The following is an 18762-nucleotide window of genomic DNA, read 5'->3' as shown; positions in this document are numbered from 1 at the left end:
GGGCGCTATAGCCATTGCGGCCACCAACTCGGCCTGACCGGCTCGAGCTGATCGAGGTAGTGGCTACCGCCCAGTTGTCGCATCTGCTGGCGAATCCAGGCCGCACGACGGGCGATATAGCCATCCGGGCGACCGGCGCTCCAGCGCAGCGGGTTGGGCAGCACTGCCGCCAGTTGGCTGGCCTGCTGACGATTGAGATAGGGCGCGCCGACACCGAAGTGGTGGCGCGCGGCAGCCTCAGCGCCGAAGATGCCGTCGCCCCACTCGACGCTGTTGAGGTAGACCTCGAGGATGCGCTCCTTCGACCAAAGCAGCTCGATCAGCGCGGTGAACCAGGCTTCCAGGCCCTTGCGCAGCCAACTGCGGCCAGACCAGAGGAACAGATTCTTCGCCACCTGCTGGCTGAGGGTGCTGGCGCCACGCAGCGAGCCGCCGCTCTGATTGTGCACTAATGCCGCCTGGATGGCGCCAAGGTCGAAGCCCCAGTGTTCGGCGAACTTCTGGTCTTCGCCGGCGATCACCGCCATCTTCAGATCGTCCGGCAGCTCCTTCCAGGGGCGCCACTGGCGTTTCAGCTCCAGGCTCTGGCCGTTGCCCCAGGCTTCGAGCTTGCGCTCGACCATCAGCGCCGTGCCGGGCGGCGGCACCCAGCGCAGCACGAGCACCAGCAATGCGCTGGCGAGCATCAGCCAGAGCAGCAGTTTGAGTAGGCGGCGGGTCAGGGAACGAAGCATGGCGGCTATTAAACCAGATGGTTAGCCCAGCCGTGGACGCTACACGCGAATTTCTTCATGGCCTGAGGCGCGTATCAGGGTGCGGTGTGACAACGCAGCTTACTTTTTCTGACGCGGCAAGGGGTTACACTGCACGGCATAGCCGTTCATTTCATTCATGGGAGGTTGCATGGCTCGTCTCTGGCTGCTGTTGTCCGCCTTCGCCGGCTTTACCGGCGTCGCCCTCGGGGCCTTTGCCGCCCATGGCCTGAAGAATCGGCTGAGCTCCGATTACCTGGCGGTCTTCCAGACCGGCACCCATTACCAACTGATCCACGCCCTGGCGCTGTTCGGCGTCGGCCTGTTGGCATTGCATGCCCCTGGACGCCTGGTCAACCTGGCCGGCGGCGCCTTCGCCTTCGGGATCTTGCTGTTTTCCGGCAGTCTCTACCTGTTGACGCTCAGCGGCATCGGCAAGCTGGGCATCATCACCCCCTTCGGTGGCGTGGCCTTTCTCGTCGGCTGGCTATGCCTGGGGCTGGCTGCCTGGAGGCTGGTGTGAGCGGGCCTCGTGCCCGGTGACCGTTGACGTCTTTTGACCTTGGTCGTGGCCCGCTCTCGGGCTAGAATGCCGCCCCTCTCCACAGTTGTGAGCCAGCCGCCATGCATATTCGCTTGAATGGTGAAGCCTTCGAGCTGCCCGACAACCAGAGCGTCGCCGACCTGCTGGAGCGTCTCGATCTGGTCGGGCGTCGGGTGGCGGTGGAGCTCAATCTGGACATCGTTCCACGCAGCCAGCATGCCAGCACCCTGCTCGCCGAAGGCGATCAGGTGGAAGTGGTGCATGCCATCGGCGGCGGTTGACCTCACGAGGAGTTTTCCATGAGCCCAGTTCGCAACGACAAGCCCTTTACCCTGGCTGGCCGTACCTATCAGTCGCGCCTGCTGGTGGGCACCGGCAAGTACAAGGATATGGACGAAACCCGTGATGCCATCGCCGCCTCCGGCGCTGAGATCGTCACAGTGGCCGTGCGCCGTACCAATATTGGCCAGAACCCTGGCGAGCCGAACCTGCTCGACGTGATCAGCCCCCAGCAGTACACCATCCTGCCCAACACCGCCGGCTGCTACGACGCGGTCGAGGCCGTGCGCACCTGCCGCCTGGCCCGTGAGCTGCTCGACGGTCACAAGCTGGTCAAGCTGGAAGTGCTGGCCGACCAGAAGACCCTGTTCCCCAACGTCATCGAGACCATCAAGGCCGCCGAGATTCTGGTCAAGGACGGTTTCGACGTGATGGTGTACACCAGCGACGACCCGATCATCGCCCGCCAACTGGCCGAGATCGGCTGCATCGCGGTGATGCCGCTGGCCGGCCTGATCGGCTCGGGCCTGGGCATCTGCAACCCCTACAACCTGCGCATCATCCTCGAAGAGGCCAAGGTGCCGGTGCTGGTGGATGCCGGCGTGGGCACCGCCTCCGATGCCACCATCGCCATGGAGCTGGGCTGCGAAGCGGTGCTGCTCAACAGCGCCATCGCCCATGCCCAGGACCCGATCCTGATGGCCCGTGCCATGAAGCATGCAGTGGAGGCCGGTCGCCTGGCCTACCTGGCCGGGCGGATGCCGAAGAAACTTTATGCCAGTGCCTCCTCCCCCTTGGATGGCCTGATCAAGTAAGAATGACGATTTGCTACGGGCCGCTTCGCCGGCCCGTCATGTCGCAAAGCACTCTACAAGAGCCCAGCATGACCGATACCCAACAGCCCGAACTGACCGAAGACGGTCGCCAGCGCCGTACCATCAAGAGCTTCGTGATGCGTGCCGGGCGCATGACCGAGGGCCAGCAGCGCGGCCTCGACAAAGGCTGGCCGCTGTTCGGCCTGGAACTGGAAGAGGGCCTGCGTGACTTCGATCAGGTGTTCGGCCGTAGCGCGCCGCGCACCTTCGAGATCGGCTTCGGCATGGGCCATTCCACCCTGGAGATGGCCGCCGCCGCGCCGGAGCAGGACTTCATCGGCGTCGAGGTGCACAAGCCCGGCGTGGGCGCGTTGCTCAACGGTGTGATGGCGCAGAACCTGAGCAACGTGCGCGTCTATAGCTGCGATGCTCTGGAGGTGCTGCGCGACTGCGTGGCCGATGCCAGCCTCGATCGCGTGCTGCTGTTCTTCCCCGATCCCTGGCACAAGGCGCGTCACCACAAGCGCCGTATCGTCCAGCCGGCCTTCGCCGAGCTGGTGCGCAGCAAGCTGAAGATCGGTGGCGTGCTGCACATGGCCACCGACTGGGAAAACTACGCCGAGCACATGCTCGAGGTGATGAACGCCGCACCGGGCTACCGCAACCTGGCCGCCGACGGCACCTATGTGCCGCGCCCCGAGGAGCGCCCGGTGACCAAGTTCGAGCGTCGTGGCGAGCGCCTTGGTCACGGTGTCTGGGATCTCAAGTTCCAGCGCCAGGCATGACGACTGCCCGTCTCCATCAGTAGCAGAACCGGCAGGATGCACCATCAGATCGGGCCCACCCGACAGCCAGGACGGCTCCTCACCGCACACAACAATAAAGCCCACCCCCAAGGGTGGTCATACGACAGCCGCGCGATCATTTTCGGCGCAGCGAGGAGAGCATTGTGTTGAGATCGGTTTCCATTGTGTTGCTGAGCGCCTTGGCGCTACAGGCTCAGGCCAAGGTCGATGCGGCGCAGGCCGAGCGTCTGGGCCGCGACCTGACGCCGCTGGGTGGGGAAATGGCCGGCAACGCGGTCGGCAGCATCCCGGCCTGGAGCGGCGGTGTGAGTGCGCCTCCGGCCGGTTATCAGGTGGGTATGCACCACCCGGATCCCTTCGCCAGTGACAAACCTCTGTACCGGGTCGACAGCCAGAACCTGGCGCAATACGAGGCTTTGCTGCCGCCTGGCATGCACAGCCTGCTGCAGCAGAACCCCGGTTTCTACCTGCGGGTGTTCCCCACTCGGCGCAGCGCGGCCGCACCGCAGCGCATCTACGACGCCACCCGCTTCAATGCGCTGAATGCCGAGCTGATTTCCGGCGGCAATGGCGTGCAGGGCGTGGCCTCCGGGATTCCCTTCCCTCTGCCGCAGAATGGCCAGGAGGCGATCTGGAACCACATCATGCGTTACCGTGGCGAGCAGATCAGCATGATTACCAACCAGGCGGCCGTGCTGGCCAACGGCAGCTACAATCTGCTCAAACTGGAGCGCAACGTCTACTTCCTCTATGGGCGCGAGGGCGTCACCCCCAAGGATCTGGACAACACCCTGTTCTATTACAAGTACCGGGTAGCGGCGCCGGCCAAGCTGGCCGGCTCGGCCCTGGTGGTACAAGAAACCCTCGATCAGGTTCTGGCCATCCGCAAGGCCTGGCGCTTCAACCGTGGCGAACGCCGTGTCAGGCGCTTGCCGATGCTGGCCTATGACAGCCTGCAACCGGACACCAATGGCATGGCCACTGCCGACCAGGTGGATGCCTACAACGGCGCGCCGGATCGCTACGAATGGCAACTGCTGGGCAAGCGCGAAATGCTCATGCCCTACAACAGCTATGCGGTGCACCAGCAGGGCATTGCCTATGGCGACATCCTGCAGAGCAAGCACGTCAATCCCGAGCTGCTGCGTTACGAGCTGCACCGTGTCTGGGTGGTCGAGGCGACGTTGCGCAAGGGGTTCAGCCATCCTTACGGCAAGCGTCGTTTCTACCTGGACGAGGATAGCTGGCAGATCCTCGCTGTCGATCTGTACGACAGCAGCGGCGCGCTGATCGGCCTGCAGGAGGCGCATCCGATCAGCTATTACGAGGTGCCGATGTTCGGCTCGACGCTGGAAACCCTCTACGACCTCAAGGGCGGTCGCTACTTCGTCGATGGCCTGGACAACAACGAGCCGATGTACGACTTCAACGCCAAGCTGACGCCACGCGACTTCACCCCACAGGCGCTGCGTCGCGCAGGCAACTGAGTCGGCATCATGGGCCTGGCCAGCGCATCGTCAGTTGCGCCTGGCCGGTGTGCGGGTCAGGCCCTTCATCGAGCACTCGGAAGCCGCCTGCCTGGTAGAAATTCACGGCTCGGGCATTGGCCCGGTAGACGTCGAGCTCCAGGGTTGTGCGGCATTGCTTGGCGGCGTCGAGCAGGGCTCGACCCAGGCCGCGCCCCTGCGCGGCGGGGCTGATGAACAGCGCTGCCAGGCGTTGCTCGTGCAATGAGAGAAAGCCGAGAATCTGCCCCTCGACATCCAGTACCAGGGTTTCGGCATTGGGCAGGTAGTGCTCGCGCATGGCCGGCAACTGCTCCCGCCAGAAGGCTGGCGGAACGAAGTCGTGGGCCTGGATCGAGGCAGCCAGCCAGAGGTCGAGAACGGCGTCACTGTCGTTTGGCTGGAAAGTGCGAATCATGATGAAGTCCAGTTCGGGGGAGGGAAGTCCATGGCGGTCAGGTTACATATCTTCGGCGCATCCGGCGCTGGTACCACCACCCTGGCGCGCACGCTGGCCGAGCACTGCGGCTGGCTGCACCTGGACACCGACGCTTTCTACTGGTTGCCCAGCGAGCCGCCTTATCTGCACAAGCGTCCACCCGAGGAGCGTGTTGCCTTGATCCGTGAGCAGGCTGCGCAGGCTTGCTCCTGGGTGCTCAGTGGTTCGCTGTGCAGTTGGGGCGAGGCCTTGATCCCTTCGTTCAGCCATGCACTGTTCCTGCGCCTGGATGATGCCGAACGCATGCAGCGCCTGCAGCAGCGCGAGGTACAGCGCTACGGCGAGCGCATTCAGCCAGGGGGCGATATGCATGAACAGAGCCTGGCCTTTCTCCATTGGGCGGCGGGCTATGAACAGGGCGATCTGCAGACCCGCAGCCTGCGCATGCATGAGGCCTGGATCGCCCAGCGCTTGAGCTGCCCGCTGTTGCGCCTGGACTCGACTCACGAGACGCCGGAACAACTTGCCGCTCGCGTGCTGGACTGGTTGCAGACCTGACCCATGGCAGGCTAGTTGCGGTCAGCCAGAATGCCGATCACTGCGAAGATCAGGATCAGCACCGGCGCCAGGGTGTAGTTGTTGAATTGCGCCAGGCCCTTGGCCAGCCAGGGTGTGAGAAAGATCATGGCCAGGCCATAGCCCACCGCGCAGAACACCACGAACAGCAGGGTGCGCAACACGAAGTTGAGGTTGCCGATGGTGCGTTGCACCCAGGCGTTGATGGCCGGGCCGAACAGCACCAGCAGGGTGGCCATGATGGCCAGAGAGATGTCGCCGAGGTGGCTGCGGCTCCAGCGCGAAAGCGTGACGATCAGATCCAGTAGCAGATCCATGCGGGCTCCTTGAGTGCGGTATGAGCGATGACCGTGCGAATCGAGCGCGGTAGCCTACCGGATTCCTTTCTCTCCGTGGGTGAACTAGGCCAGGAACAACTGCAGCAGGTCGTTTAGAAACAACTGCCCCTTGTCCGTCGCCACCAGCCGCGCGCTGTCGGCTTGCAGCAGCCCCAGGCGTTCGGCCTCGCGGCGTGCCATCTCGAGCTGGGCGAGCGGCAGGCCGGTGCGCTGGGTGAACAGCTCGATCGGCACGCCATCGCTCAGGCGCAGCACATTCATCAGGAACTCGAAGGGCAGCTCGTCGGCCTCGAGCAGGCGCTCGCCAGCCTGGAAGGCCTTGGCCGGGTCGAGGTAGTCCTTGGGCAGGCGCGTCTTCCAGGTGCGCTGGATGCGTCCGTCCGCTGCACTCAGCTTGGCGTGGGCACCGGCGCCGATGCCGAGAAAGTCGCCGAAGGTCCAGTAATTGAGATTGTGACGGGCCTGCTTGCCGGGGCGGGCATAGGCCGACACTTCGTACTGCGCGTAGCCTTCGGCGGCCAGCAGGGCCTGGCCGGCTTCCTGGATGTCCCACAGCAGATCGTCCTCGGGCAGCACGGGCGGCTGGCTCCAGAACACCGTGTTCGGCTCCATGGTCAACTGATACCAGGACAGGTGTGTCGGGCCCTGGCTGATGGCGGTGCGCAGGTCGAACAGGGCGTCCTCGAGGCTCTGCTCGGGCAGGCCGTGCATCAGGTCGAGGTTGAAGTTGTCGAAGCCGGCGGCGCGGGCCATGTCGGCAGCGCGAATGGCTTCTTCACCGTCGTGGATGCGCCCCAGCGCCTTGAGCTTGGTCTGCTGGAAACTCTGCACGCCGATGGACAGGCGATTAATGCCCAGACTGCGATAGCCCTTGAACTTGGCCTGCTCGAAGGTGCCGGGGTTGGCTTCCAGGGTGATCTCGATATCCGCCACGAAGGCGATGCGCCGCTCGATGCTCTCCAACAGGCGCCCCAGCGCACGGTCGGAGAACAGGCTTGGCGTGCCGCCGCCGAAGAAGATCGAACTCAGCGGCCGGCCGTGGACGTGCTGCAGGTCGCTATCGAGATCGGCCAGCAGCGCGTCGACGTATTCCTCTTCCGGCAGCGTCGGCCCTGCGGCATGGGAGTTGAAGTCGCAATAGGGACACTTGCGCACGCACCAGGGGATATGGATGTAGGCCGCCAGAGGCGGCAGCTCGAAGCCGCACGCCGCAAGCTGCAAGCCGCTTTCACTTGAAACTTGAGGCTTGTCGCTTGCAGCTTTCATAGCCCCAAGCGCTGCTTGAGCAGGGCCATGGCGCGGGCGCGGTGGCTGAGGCGGTTCTTCTGCTCGGCGGGCAGTTCGGCGCTGGAGCAGCCGGTTTCCGGCACCCAGAACAGTGGGTCGTAGCCGAAACCGTGCTCGCCACGCGCCTCGTGCAGGATGCTGCCGTGCCACAGGCCTTCGCAGAGGATCGGCAGCGGGTCGTCGGCATGCCGCACCAGGGCCAGGGCGCAGACGAACTGGGCACCGCGCTCGGCATCCGCTACGTCTTTCAGTGCGGCGAGCAGCTTGGCGTTGTTCGCCGCGTCGCCCTGGCCATCGGCATATCGCGCCGAGTAGATGCCCGGCGCACCGCCGAGGGCGTCCACCGCCAGGCCGGAGTCGTCGGCCAGCGCTGGCAGGCCGGAGATACGCGCGGCGTTGCGCGCCTTGAGGATGGCGTTCTCGACGAAGGACAGGCCGGTTTCTTCCGGTTCGACCTGGCTGAACTCGCCGATCGAGCGCACGCGCACGGCATCGCCGAGCATGGCCTGCAGTTCCTTGAGTTTGCCGGCGTTGTGGCTGGCCAGTACCAGTTCGGTGAAGGGCATCATTCGTCCGGGAACATCTCTTGATTGAAGGTGATGCGGTGTGACTCGTCACCCTGGCGTACGTTCAGGGTGAAGCTCAGCACTTCGCGGGTCTTGAATGGAAACTGCGCCAGGTAATAGATGGCGTCACCCTTGGTGACCTGGCGGAAGCTCAAGGCGGTGCTCTTGCCCAGCAGATCCTTCATCTCACCGGCGACCACGGCAGTGCTGGGTTTGCCGGCCTTGAGCACGGCCACGTTGACCACGCCCTGGGTCTTGCTGCGCACCAGGCCGGCGGCGCTGGCGATCTCTGGCTGCAGGAAGCTGGAGTTGAACACGCTGTAGTGCACGTCCAGATCGCCGAAGCTTTGCTTGCGCTCGGCGGCGGCCGGCAGGGCCAGGCACAGGGCGATGAGGAAGGGAATGATGCGACGCATGATGGGCTCCTCGTTGTCAGACCGCGACGGGGTGGCCGGCCAGGCCTGCCGCACTGATGCGGTAGATGCCGATCTCGCCCAGCAGGTTGGGCCAGATGCGGCTGGCAATGCCGTGGCGGTGGTCGCGATCCACCGCCAGGCGTTCTTCCACGCGGGCACCTTGAGCATGGCACAGGCGCTCGAAGTCCTCGAAGGTGCAGAAATGGATGTTCGGCGTGTTGTACCAGGTGTAGGGCAAAAAGTCCGACACCGGCATGCGACCTTTTGTCGTCAGGTACCAGCGGCAGCGCCAGTGGCCGAAGTTGGGGAAGGTGATGATGCAGGTCTTGCCGACGCGCAGCATCTCGGCCAGCACTTTGTCCGGGTAGTGCAGCGCCTGCAGCGACTGGGTCATGACCACCACGTCGAAGCTGTCACTGGCGAAGTTGCCCAGGCCCAGGTCGAGGTTCTGCTCGATGACGTTGACGCCGCGCTCGATGCACAGGGCGATCTTGTCCGGGTCGATCTCCAGGCCGTAGCCGGAGACCTGTTTATTGTCGCGTAGCCAGGCCAGCAGCTCGCCGTCGCCACAACCCAGGTCGAGCACACGGCTGCCCGGGGCGATCCACTCCTGAATGATGTCCAGATCCGCTCGCATGCTCATACCTCGATCCGTTTCATATAGCTGCCGAAGGCCTGCAGGTAGCGCGGGATCGGCATGAGGAAGGCATCGTGGCCTTGCGGCGCGTCGATCTCCAGGTAGCAGACGTTCTTCTTCGCCGCCGTCAGCGCATCGACGATCTCCCGCGAGCGGGCGGGGGAGAAGCGCCAGTCGGTGGTAAAGGACATCAGGCAGAAATCCGCCTTGGCCACGGCCAGGGTCTTGGCCAGGTCACCGTCGTGGGTAGCGGCCGGGTCGAAGTAGTCCAGCGCCTTGGTCATCAGCAGGTAGGTGTTGGCGTCGAAGCGCCCGGAGAACTCCTCGCCCTGGTAGCGCAGGTAGCTTTCCACCTGGAACTCGACGCTGTGGAAGTCGTAGTTGAGCTTCTCGCTCTTCAGGCCACGGCCGAATTTCTCGCCCATGGCGTCATCGGACAGGTAGGTAATGTGCCCGACCATGCGCGCCAGCATCAGGCCGCGCTTGGGGATCACGCCCTGCTCGATGAAGTGCCCGCCGTGGAATTCCGGATCGGTGAGGATGGCCTGGCGCGCCACCTCGTTGAAGGCGATGTTCTGCGCCGACAGCTTGGGTGCCGAGGCGATGGCCAGGCAGTGACGCACGCGCTCCGGGTAGCTGATGGTCCATTGCAGGGCCTGCATACCGCCGAGGCTGCCGCCGATTACTGCGGCCCACTGGGCGATGCCGAGCTGATCGGCCAGGCGCGCCTGGCTGTGCACCCAGTCCTCCACCGTCATCACCGGGAAATCCGCTCCATACGGCTTGCCGGTAGCCGGGTTGGCACTGCCGGGGCCGGTGGAACCATTGCAGCCACCCAGGTTGTTGAGGCTGACGACGAAGAATTTGTTGGTGTCGATGGGCTTGCCGGGGCCGATGCAGCTATCCCACCAGCCGGGTTTGCGATCATCCGGGCTGTGGTAGCCGGCGGCGTGGTGATGGCCAGACAGGGCGTGGCAGATCAGCACGGCATTGGAGCGCTTGGCGTTGAGCTCGCCATAGGTCTCGACGACCAGTTCGTACTCGGCCAGGCTGCGCCCGCAGGCCAGTGCCAGCGGCTCGGTGAACTTGAATACCTGGGGGCTGACCAGGCCGACGGAATCTTCGGGAAAGGCAGTGGGCATGGGAGCGTGGCTAACGAATCGGGGGAGGGCGCCAGTCTAAAGAGCACCGCCCCCAGCGGCAAGTTCGCAGACCATGCCGCCCGAATGCTGCTCACGCCGGCTATCGCGGCACGGCGCCTATTACGTGAACGAGGTCATGCTATCGCCCCGCCAGCATTGAACCTTCATCCAGTGTCCGGCACTCTCCGACCTTGCCCAACTCATGGATGGAGAACACAGCATGCTGGATGCCAACCAGGCGCATATCACCCTGACCATTCCCGCCGTCGACAGCGACCTGCAAGTGCTGTCCTTCATTGGCCGGGAGATGCTCAACAAGCCCTACCGCTTCGAGATCGACCTGGTCAGCCCGCGTGCCGACCTCGACCTCCATGCCCTGATCAACCAGCCCGCCTACCTGGCCTTCGGCCCCAGCGGCAAGGGCGTGCACGGCATCATCTATGGCGTCGAGCAGGGCGACTCCGGCAAGCGCCTGACCCGCTACCACATCGACCTGCGCCCCACCCTGGCCTACCTCGGCCACAGCTTCGACCAGCGCATCTTCCAGCACATGACCGCGCCGCAGATCATCGCCGCCGTGCTCGAAGAACACGGCCTGCTCGAAGGCACCGACTACCGCATGCAGTTCGGCCCCTACGTCTACCCCGAGCGCATCTACTGCACCCAGTACGACGAAAACGACCTGTATTTCATCCAGCGTTTGTGCGAAGAGGAAGGCATCAGCTTCCATTTCCAGCACAGCGAAGACGGCCACGTCCTGGTCTTCGGCGACGACGCCACCGTCTTCCCCCGGCTCGACCCGCTCAACTACCAGCAGGACAGCGGCCTGGCCGCCAGCCACGAAGTGGTGCGCGCCTTCGGCGTGCGCCTGGAAACTCGCACCACCCAGGTTACCTGGCGCGACTACGACTTCGAGCAGCCCAAGCTGCAGATGGAAGCCGGCTACAGCAGCGAATTCTTTCCCGCCCTGGAAATGTACGACTACCCCGGGCGCTTCACCGACCGCACGCGCGGCAAGCACCTGGCCAAGCGCAGCCTGGAACGCCTGCGCAGCGACTACGAGCTGGCCGAAGGCAAGAGCGACGCCTACCTGTGCTGCGGCCACTTCCTTGCCCTGACCGGCCATCCGCGCCAGCCGTGGAACGACCTCTGGCTGCTCACCGAAGTGATCCACGAAGGCAAGCAACCGCAGGTGCTGGAAGAGTCGGTGCTTGACCTCCCCTCTCCCATTTATGGGAGAGGGGCCGGGGGAGAGGGTAAAAACGCTGACGGCTTCCAGCAGGGCTACCGCAACCGCTTCACCGCCACCCCCTGGGATATCCCCTTCCGCCCCGGCTTGGAACACCCCAAACCCAAGGTACTGGGTAGCCAGACCGCCGTGGTCACCGGCCCGGCTGGCGAAGAGATTCATTGCGACCAATATGGCCGAGTGAAGGTGCAGTTCTTCTGGGATCGCGACGGCCAGGGCAACGACAAGACCAGTTGCTGGCTGCGTGTGGCCTCCAACTGGGCCGGCAAGGCCTACGGCGGCGTGGCCATCCCTCGCGTCGGCATGGAAGTGCTGGTCACCTTCCTCGAAGGCGACCCTGACCAGCCGCTGGTCACGGGTTGCCTGTACCACGCCGAACACGTCGTGCCCTACGACCTGCCGGCGAACAAGACCAGAAGCGTATTCAAGACCCTGAGCAGCCCCGGTGGCGGGGGCTACAACGAATTTCGCATCGAAGACCGCAAGGGCGCCGAACAGATCTATATCCACGCCCAGCGCGACTGGGACGAAAACATCGAACACGACCAGAAGATCCGCGTCGGCAACGAGCGCCACGATACGGTGGAAGCCAACAGTTACACCGAACTCAAGGCCGAAGAACACCGCACCACCGACCTCGACCGCAAGGTGGAAGTGCGCGCCAACGACCACCTGACCGTCGCTACTACCCAGCACAACAAGATCGGTACCGGCCTGTTTATCGAGGCTGGCAACGAGCTGCACTATAACGCTGGTAGCAAGGTCGTCATCGACGCTGGTATGGAGCTGACTGCCGCAGGCGGCGGCAGCTTCGTCAAGCTCGACCCCAGCGGCGTAACCATCAGCGGCGCGACCATCAAGATGAACACCGGTGGGGCGCCGGGCAGTGGTTCGGGCGCCAAGCCGATACTGCCAGGGCTGGTGAAACCGGCAGATGCCGACAAAGCCGGCGACCTGCTGATCCAGGCCCAGAAACAAGCGCTGCAACGCGCCGCCAGCCAGGCCCAACCCTTCTGCGCCATCTGTCAGCAAATGGAGCAGAAAGCATGAGCGAACAATCCCGGCAATACCTGCTGCTCGACGGCGCACAGATCGACGACCTGCTGGCTCAGCTCTATCGACTGGAGGACGACCCAAGCCCCCATCGGCTCTATATGGGCACGCTATACGAGGCCTTGGCCGATACCGGCCCGATACTGATCGAGCTTGCGTCAACCAGCAGGCTGGAAGCCCACTTCAGCGAGCACTGGCAGGCCACGGCGGGTGTGAGGCTGCAAAGTGATGCCAGTACACAGGAACTGGTCGAGCACCTGCGCAGCCTGGTGCATGCCAGCGTACAGGGCGTGACGGTGCTACTGCGCTACTACGACCCAAGGGTGATGCGCCATTGGCTGGCCGAATTGCCCCACGAAGAGCGCGACCACCTGCTGGGGCCTATTCAGCGCATACGCCTGGCACCTCGAAATCTGGGCGACGAGCTAATCGAGCTGCAGCGGCAAACAGCATCGGCTGCCGCTCGTTATGACGATACGCCCTGGCTGAACCTGAGCGACGATACGGTCGAACGCCTGAACCAGGCCCGCCTGGAAGCCTTCGACGAACAGGTGCTGGCTCATGTCGACCGCTATTTCCCCGATTGCCTGGCAGGCCAGGATGCTACCGCCCGCCAGGCCTGGTCACAGAACTGCCGGCTGAGTGCCAACGCCCACGGCTACGGTAGCGCCGATCAAGTGGTGCAGTGGGCCAACCTCTGCGCCGTGCTGGGCCTGGACTTCCCGCAAGCACCTGCACACCAGGCCTACCGGCAGATACTCGACACACCACAGTTGCGCCCCGAACAGCGGCTGGAACGCCTGGCCCTGGAACTGCAACGGCAACTGCTGACCGACAAGGAAGTCACCGCATGACCACCCCGAACCAAAATCAGGCTCTCAACTTGGCAGCGGCCAACCAGGCCGCCAAGCAGAATTTTCCTGCGGAAGACCTGGGCAGCTCGGTAAGCGCCTGCCCGGCCAGGCAAGCGGAAGTCTTCGTGGTGCCGGTGCGTTATGCCTTGAGTGAGGAAAAGGCCGAGCACCCCTCGGTGCAGCCGATTCGCCAGACCTTCAGCCACCCGATGGCGTTGCGCCGCTTGCGGCCCGGTTACTTGTATTTGTGGCAGGCTGAGGGCCCCTTGCAACGCTTCGCCGTAGCCGAAGATGGTCGCCTGTTGGAGCAAGCGCTTGAGGATGGTCACAGCGAAGTTGCGCAAGGCGCATTGACGGGCCTAAAACTGAACAAGGCACGGGGCGCCTGGATGATGCATGCCGAGCGGCCCTTGTCGGCACAGCATTGTGACGCGTTGAAAAGCCCGAGCTCTCGCCGCCGGCATATGCGTCAGCTCGATCTGCCAGGCGTCGCCCGCGAACTGACGGCAGAGCACTGCCCGCCGTTAAGCGAGGCCAAGCAACTGATCGCCGAGTTGCTGCCGGAAAGTTACGACAAGGCCCTGGCCGCCGAGCATGTCGAAAACGGCGAACAGCAGCAACAAAGGCTCGATCAGGTCTACTCCACCATCGGTACTTTCGACACGGCGGAGCAAAATGCGGCGGCAGCCGACGCCTGGTTACGGCTCAAAGCCGAGCAGGACAAATGCAGTGCCGCGGCCGAGAGGCATCCCGATGCTGCCGATCACAAGCCGGGTGAGTGGAGCATAGTGGCCTGGGATGCCTTTGCCTGCGAGGCGTGGCTCGATCTGGCGCGCAGTCAGGCCGGCGCATTGCACGCCGTACTGGCATGCCTGGATGACGACCTGGGCGCCCTGCGCGATCTCAACAATGAGCAGGGGTTGATCAACATTCGTCATGAGCAATGGAACCAGCAGAACGCCCACAAGGGCATGATTGCCGGTTTCATCAACAGCCTGATTAACGAAGATGGTGAGGAACTGAGCAACCTCATCAACTACCGCTACAGGTCCGGCGAAGAGCTACAACTGACACCCGAAGAGAGTGACCAGTTGCTCAACGCGCACAACGATCTCAAGCCGTTGCTCGACGAGGAGACCCGCATCAATCGCGAGCGCGGTCGGCAATACAGCCACGCCCAAGCCGATGAATTGCTGCGCCAGGTGCACTACGAAGAGCAACAGGTGCTGCTGCCGACCCGCCGCTTCATACCGCCGCACCTGCACAATGAAATCCGCTCAGTGGTGATGGGCTACACCGCCGATAAAGCGCGCAATATGACCGATAGCAGAAGCGGCGCACAGGTGGCCGAGCGGGTACGCCTGGACGCCATGCAAAGCTGGATGAACGACGAAGCCGCGCCGCACCACCGCTGGCTGGCCGAACGGCGCGACAGTCTGCTGCAAGACAGCGAAACCTTCCTGGCTGTGCACGGCGATAGTCTCTGGTACGCGAACTACGACGACGCCGAGCATTGTGATTGGCTAAGCCACCTCAGCCTGGCGAGCCTGAGCGAGCTGTGCAGCAGCGGGCCGGGCATACAGGTGGCCGTCAACCTGCTGCGCTCGCCCTCGCTGGAGCGCCCCTTCAGCCTGCTGAGCAATGGCTTCAGCCCTGAATTGCTGGACTTGTCCGAACGCTCGGACGAGATCACGGCGGCGCTGACCAGCCAGAACCAGGCCGCCATCGGGCAACTGCTTGGCTCCCTGGTCAGCCAGGGCAAGCTTGCCTGGCTCAGTGAACTGGGCGGCGCCGATGGCCACGACTGGAGTCGGGCCATGTCCCGCCTGGCGGCTGCATTCGGCTCTCTGGAACTGGAGCACCTGAACGGCACGGCCAGCACGCCGAACCTGATCGCGCGCTTCCCCTTGCCATTGCAAGGCCTGCTGCTGGTCATGCGCTGGAGTTCCGGTGTGGTGATCAAAAGCGGCCAGCTCGGTTTCAGCCTCAGTGGCGCCGTGGGCCAACGCCTGTGGGACTGGAGCCTGGAGGCGGGGCGACAACTGCAAAGAGGCCTGGCACCGAACGTTGCCGCCATTCGCAACCTCAACACCCTGGGCGGCGTGCTGCCGCTGACCGCCCTGCTGCTGCATATGAACAACCTGGCGCAGCTTGAACAACGCGACCAGGGGCGGGAGTTGGATGCTGTTCGTGATTGGGAGCACACAGCGGAAAATTTAAAAGTCGGAGCTGCGCTATCAGCCGTGATTGGAGCAAGTTGGGAGGCTACCGGCCAGAAAGCCGTTAGCGTGACATTGTTCAATCAAGCCTTACAGGCTCCTATTGTTACTCTGTTTGCGTTCACTACAGGCGCACTGGCTGCTGTTGCAGCATTCGCTGACCTCGCCAAACTCACGGCTGAAATGAATAAAGAGGATGCTTACTGGAGCGGCGATCACTGGGCGCGTCTGGGGCACGACGGTGCCGTGCTGGGCCTGATGGCAACCCAGACCGGCCTCGGCGGTTATGCCACCTATATGGCTCTGAGCAATCGCTGGACCATTGGCGAAGCGATCAAATGGTTCAGCCTGCGCATCGTGCCAGTGAACTGGCTGATCCTGATTGTCGAAGGCCTGTACCTGGTCTGGAACTACTTCAAGGACAGCGAGCTGCAGCAGTTCCTCGCACAATGCTGCTGGGGCAATGCACGCCGCTGGGACGACAGCCCCGAACAGGCCAGCGCCGAGCTGCAAACCCTGATCGATCTGCTGTTCAAACCTCGGCTGCAAGCCACAGGGCTGTTGACCAGCCGCCACTCGGGCGGCAGCGACCACAGTATCGTCATCGGCAGCAAGACTGACAGTCTGCAACTCTACCTGCCCGGCGCCGACCCAGATCACACCCAGCTACACCTGCGTCTGGCAGCCATCAGCGCCGCTGGCACGCCCACCGACTGCACCCGCCAATGGCTGGCCACTGTGCAAAGCCAGTGGCTGCCCATCCACCAGGGCATGGGCCTGTGCCTGAGCGGCAAGCTGCCGGCCGCCCAGCCGGAGGGCGGCCACTGGCAGTTGCAGGTGATCTACCACAGCCCCCTTGCCATGCTGGTTGGCACTCTCAACCCCCGTCGCTTGGTAGTCGGTGGCAATCAGGGCATGCGCTATATCATCCGTGGCACCAGCATTACCGAGCATGGCAGCAACGACGGCCCGCTGGCCAGCGACCACCTTCCCGCCGTTGAGGTCGAACGGACAGTCTTGACCCCCGAGGATCAGTGATGAACGCACAGGCCGGCGATATCGAACGCGGCTTTCTCGGCCATCAGCAGCATCTGGCCCCTTTGCCCATCCCAACCGGGCAACCTCCCCAGGATTTGATGAATATCATCTGGCGCAAGAATCCGGTCTATTTGGATATCGGTAGCTTTGCTATGGGGGGGGGGTTTATGACCCTTCATTTAGGAACTCTCCTATTCGTTTCAGTTGGTATCTGGTTCGCTTCAAAAGGGCAAATTTGGGTAACACTCGCATTTGTTGCCTTTTTCTCGGCCCTGATGGGCACACTCTGGTATCTGTTTATCAAGCAATGGCGCAAACCACTGACGCCCCCACTGCGCTTCAATCGTCAGCGCCGCGAGGTCTGCGTGACCGAGCCGGATGGCAACTACTGGTTCGTACCCTGGGAGCGTGTGCATGCCGTCTCCCCCAGCGCCCTAAGCCTCAATACCGGCGGTGCCAGCAAGCAGGGTGCATTGATCCTCTGGCTGCCCCTCGAAGGTCAGGAGCATGAGGCCTATGCGGAGAACAAACCGGGTTGGGTGATGATGCTCAATACCGGGGGCGGTACTGGCTCCATGGCGCAATGGGAATGTATTCGCAGCTTTATGGAAATCGGCCCGGAGGCGGTGCCTGATACCACCCGTGAAGACGCATATGAGAAAGTTCAGCGCGGCGGCTACCTGGGGGCATGGATCGAGGCATTCAAGCAGTTGTTCCGCGAGCTGAAGCAAGGCCGGTTCGGCGCCGCCTGCATGACCTTCCTCGGCCTGACCATTTTCGGTTTGCCCTGGATCGCGGTACTGATGATCCGAAAACTCGCCAATATCCCTGACCTGACCGCCCCCGAAGCCGTGGAATGGTCAAAACCTCTGCCACCCGAACAGTGGGCCAAGCGCTCCCCGGAACTGGAGCGTGCTATTGCTGAGCGGGAGGCTGAGCTGGCCGCGTCATCGGCAACATGACTGGCAAACGCCCCCCTATCGACTGTACCCACCTGTGGCCACCCATCCATCAGGGCATGGGCCTACGCCTGAGCGGCAAGCTGCCGGCCCAGCCGGAGGGCGGCCACTGGCAGTTGCAGGTGATCTACCACAGCCCCCTGGCCATGCTGGTTGGCACCCTCAACCCCCGCCGGTTGGTAGTCGGTGGCAATCAGGGCATACGCTATATCATCCGTGGCACCAGCATTACCGAGCATGGCAGCAGCGACGGCCCACTGCTCAGCGACCGCCTCCCCGCCGTTGAGGTAGAACGGACAGTATTAACCCCCGAGGATCAGCAATGAACGCACAGGCCGGCGATATCGAACGCGGCTTTCTCCGCCAGCAGGAGCATCTAGCCCCTTTGCCGATACCAACCGGGCAGGCCCCTCGAGACCTGATGAATATCATCTGGCGCAAAAACTCGGTTTATCTGGATATCGGTAGTTTTGCCATGGGGGGGGTGGATGACGCTGCATGCAATGTCGTTAATATTCGTTTCGGTCACTCTGTGGACTACTTGGATAGGCGACTATTGGCTGAGTCTGGCATTTCTAGCTTTTTCTTCTGTTCTGATGGGTACGCTTTGGTATCTATTTTTCAAGCAATGGCACAAACCACTGACACCACCCCTGCGCTTCAACCGACAGCGCCGCGAGGTCTGCGTGACCGAACCTGACGGCAACTACTGGTTCGTACCCTGGGAACGTGTGCATGCTGTATCCCCCAGTGCCCTAAGCCTCAATACCGGCGGCGCCAGCAAGCAAGGTGCATTGATCCTCTGGTTGCCCCTCGAAGGGCAGGAGCATGAGGCCTATTCGGAGAACAAACCGGGCTGGGTGATGATGCTCAATACCGGGGGTGGCATGGGTTCCATGGCGCAATGGGAATGTATTCGCAGCTTTATGGAAATCGGCCCGGAGGCGGTGCCTGACGGTTCTGCCATTCGTAACGAAGGCATGAACGTCTGGGAAAGTTACCTGCATGACATTCGCCAGGCGGCAAAGAGCCGGGGCTGGTTACTTGCCATCCTGTGGGAAGGCTTTTTTGGACTGCTGTTCAACACCATCTTGTTAGAACATCTACAGAGAAAGAAGCTTGCCCAACTCCCCGACCTGACCGCCCCGGAAGCGGTGGAATGGTCAAAACCCCTTCCACCCGAACAATGGGCCCAGCGCTCACCGGAACTGGAGCGCGCCATTGCTGAGCGGGAGGCTGAGCTGGCGCGCATCACTTCTCCTGAGTAGCAAGGGGGGAGTGATCTAGA

Annotated in this window: 21 protein-coding genes; 13 read left to right on the top strand and 8 right to left on the bottom strand. The window is 63.1% G+C overall.

All coding sequences use genetic code 11. From position 1 onward, the window contains the following. Positions 1-5: 5 nt before the first annotated feature. Positions 6-734, bottom strand: a complete 729-nt coding sequence (gene mtgA, locus PVE35_RS22710; RefSeq protein ID WP_268179338.1) for a monofunctional biosynthetic peptidoglycan transglycosylase — start codon at positions 732-734, stop codon at positions 6-8. Positions 735-903: 169 nt separating this feature from the next. Here mtgA and PVE35_RS22705 point away from each other — a divergent pair, with 169 nt between their 5' ends. The 5 genes from PVE35_RS22705 (at position 904) to PVE35_RS22685 (ending at position 4683) form a co-directional block, all read left to right on the top strand. Next, the gene (locus tag PVE35_RS22705) at positions 904-1275 is read left to right on the top strand and encodes a DUF423 domain-containing protein (protein WP_277373063.1); all 372 of its coding nucleotides are present in this window, start codon (positions 904-906) and stop codon (positions 1273-1275) included. A 101-nt stretch (positions 1276-1376) separates the two neighbouring features. After that, a complete protein-coding gene (gene thiS / locus PVE35_RS22700) occupies positions 1377-1577 on the top strand; it encodes a sulfur carrier protein ThiS (RefSeq protein WP_268179336.1) in 201 nt (66 codons plus the stop codon). 18 nt (positions 1578-1595) lie between these two features. Further along, complete coding sequence (locus PVE35_RS22695) at positions 1596-2390, top strand: thiazole synthase (protein ID WP_277373062.1); 795 nt, start codon at positions 1596-1598, stop codon at positions 2388-2390. Positions 2391-2458: 68 nt separating this feature from the next. Then, a complete protein-coding gene (gene trmB, locus PVE35_RS22690; protein ID WP_268179334.1) occupies positions 2459-3175 on the top strand; it encodes a tRNA (guanosine(46)-N7)-methyltransferase TrmB in 717 nt (238 codons plus the stop codon). 164 nt (positions 3176-3339) lie between these two features. Continuing rightward, a complete protein-coding gene (locus tag PVE35_RS22685; RefSeq protein ID WP_277373061.1) occupies positions 3340-4683 on the top strand; it encodes a DUF1329 domain-containing protein in 1344 nt (447 codons plus the stop codon). 7 nt (positions 4684-4690) lie between these two features. On the opposite strand, the gene PVE35_RS22680 is transcribed toward PVE35_RS22685, so the two are convergent. After that, positions 4691-5119: an N-acetyltransferase gene (locus PVE35_RS22680; RefSeq protein ID WP_268179332.1), complete on the bottom strand. Its 429-nt coding sequence runs from the start codon at positions 5117-5119 to the stop codon at positions 4691-4693. A gap of 30 nt (positions 5120-5149) precedes the next feature. Here PVE35_RS22680 and PVE35_RS22675 point away from each other — a divergent pair, with 30 nt between their 5' ends. After that, positions 5150-5698: an AAA family ATPase gene (locus tag PVE35_RS22675; protein WP_277373060.1), complete on the top strand. Its 549-nt coding sequence runs from the start codon at positions 5150-5152 to the stop codon at positions 5696-5698. A gap of 11 nt (positions 5699-5709) precedes the next feature. Here PVE35_RS22675 and PVE35_RS22670 read toward each other — a convergent pair whose 3' ends face one another. From PVE35_RS22670 to PVE35_RS22645, 6 genes are all read right to left on the bottom strand, one after another. Continuing rightward, positions 5710-6033 (bottom strand): DUF3392 domain-containing protein, encoded by a 324-nt coding sequence (locus tag PVE35_RS22670; protein ID WP_268179330.1) that lies wholly within the window; start codon positions 6031-6033, stop codon positions 5710-5712. An 84-nt stretch (positions 6034-6117) separates the two neighbouring features. Further along, positions 6118-7320, bottom strand: coding sequence for a radical SAM family heme chaperone HemW (hemW, locus tag PVE35_RS22665; protein ID WP_277373059.1), 1203 nt, complete (start codon positions 7318-7320; stop codon positions 6118-6120). Continuing rightward, complete coding sequence (gene rdgB, locus PVE35_RS22660; protein ID WP_268179328.1) at positions 7317-7910, bottom strand: RdgB/HAM1 family non-canonical purine NTP pyrophosphatase; 594 nt, start codon at positions 7908-7910, stop codon at positions 7317-7319. Before rdgB ends, hemW begins: the two co-directional genes overlap by 4 nt. Next, the gene (locus PVE35_RS22655; protein ID WP_277373058.1) at positions 7907-8323 is read right to left on the bottom strand and encodes a DUF4426 domain-containing protein; all 417 of its coding nucleotides are present in this window, start codon (positions 8321-8323) and stop codon (positions 7907-7909) included. The genes rdgB and PVE35_RS22655 overlap by 4 nt, the downstream gene beginning before the upstream one ends. A 16-nt stretch (positions 8324-8339) precedes the next feature. Beyond that, entirely contained in the window at positions 8340-8960 is a 621-nt protein-coding gene (gene metW / locus PVE35_RS22650) for a methionine biosynthesis protein MetW (protein WP_268184396.1), read from the bottom strand. A 2-nt stretch (positions 8961-8962) separates the two neighbouring features. Continuing rightward, positions 8963-10102 (bottom strand): homoserine O-acetyltransferase, encoded by a 1140-nt coding sequence (locus PVE35_RS22645; protein ID WP_268179326.1) that lies wholly within the window; start codon positions 10100-10102, stop codon positions 8963-8965. Between the two features lie 220 nt (positions 10103-10322). On the opposite strand from PVE35_RS22645, the gene PVE35_RS22640 reads away from it, so the two are divergent. The 7 genes from PVE35_RS22640 to PVE35_RS22610 are packed head-to-tail and all read left to right on the top strand — an operon-like array spanning position 10323 to position 18742. Next, positions 10323-12401, top strand: a complete 2079-nt coding sequence (locus PVE35_RS22640; protein WP_277373057.1) for a type VI secretion system tip protein VgrG — start codon at positions 10323-10325, stop codon at positions 12399-12401. After that, positions 12398-13258 carry a DUF4123 domain-containing protein gene (locus PVE35_RS22635; RefSeq protein ID WP_277373056.1) on the top strand — a complete coding sequence of 287 codons (861 nt, stop codon included), beginning with the start codon at positions 12398-12400 and terminating at the stop codon, positions 13256-13258. Before PVE35_RS22640 ends, PVE35_RS22635 begins: the two co-directional genes overlap by 4 nt. After that, positions 13255-16515 (top strand): toxin VasX, encoded by a 3261-nt coding sequence (locus PVE35_RS22630; RefSeq protein WP_277373055.1) that lies wholly within the window; start codon positions 13255-13257, stop codon positions 16513-16515. Before PVE35_RS22635 ends, PVE35_RS22630 begins: the two co-directional genes overlap by 4 nt. Next, a complete protein-coding gene (locus tag PVE35_RS22625; protein ID WP_277373054.1) occupies positions 16515-17477 on the top strand; it encodes a hypothetical protein in 963 nt (320 codons plus the stop codon). The genes PVE35_RS22630 and PVE35_RS22625 overlap by 1 nt, the downstream gene beginning before the upstream one ends. Beyond that, on the top strand, positions 17474-17800 hold the full coding sequence (locus PVE35_RS22620; protein WP_277373053.1) for a hypothetical protein: 327 nt from the start codon (positions 17474-17476) through the stop codon (positions 17798-17800). The genes PVE35_RS22625 and PVE35_RS22620 overlap by 4 nt, the downstream gene beginning before the upstream one ends. Next, positions 17797-18174 carry a hypothetical protein gene (locus tag PVE35_RS22615; RefSeq protein WP_277373052.1) on the top strand — a complete coding sequence of 126 codons (378 nt, stop codon included), beginning with the start codon at positions 17797-17799 and terminating at the stop codon, positions 18172-18174. The genes PVE35_RS22620 and PVE35_RS22615 overlap by 4 nt, the downstream gene beginning before the upstream one ends. Then, on the top strand, positions 18161-18742 hold the full coding sequence (locus PVE35_RS22610; protein WP_277373051.1) for a hypothetical protein: 582 nt from the start codon (positions 18161-18163) through the stop codon (positions 18740-18742). Before PVE35_RS22615 ends, PVE35_RS22610 begins: the two co-directional genes overlap by 14 nt. The last annotated feature ends 20 nt before the right edge of the window (positions 18743-18762 follow it).

The sequence above is a fragment of the Pseudomonas sp. AA-38 genome (assembly GCF_029457475.1).
Lineage (GTDB): Bacteria > Pseudomonadota > Gammaproteobacteria > Pseudomonadales > Pseudomonadaceae > Aquipseudomonas.
Note: the sequence above shows the minus strand (reverse complement) of the source record. Positions and strands in the feature narration are given on the sequence as shown.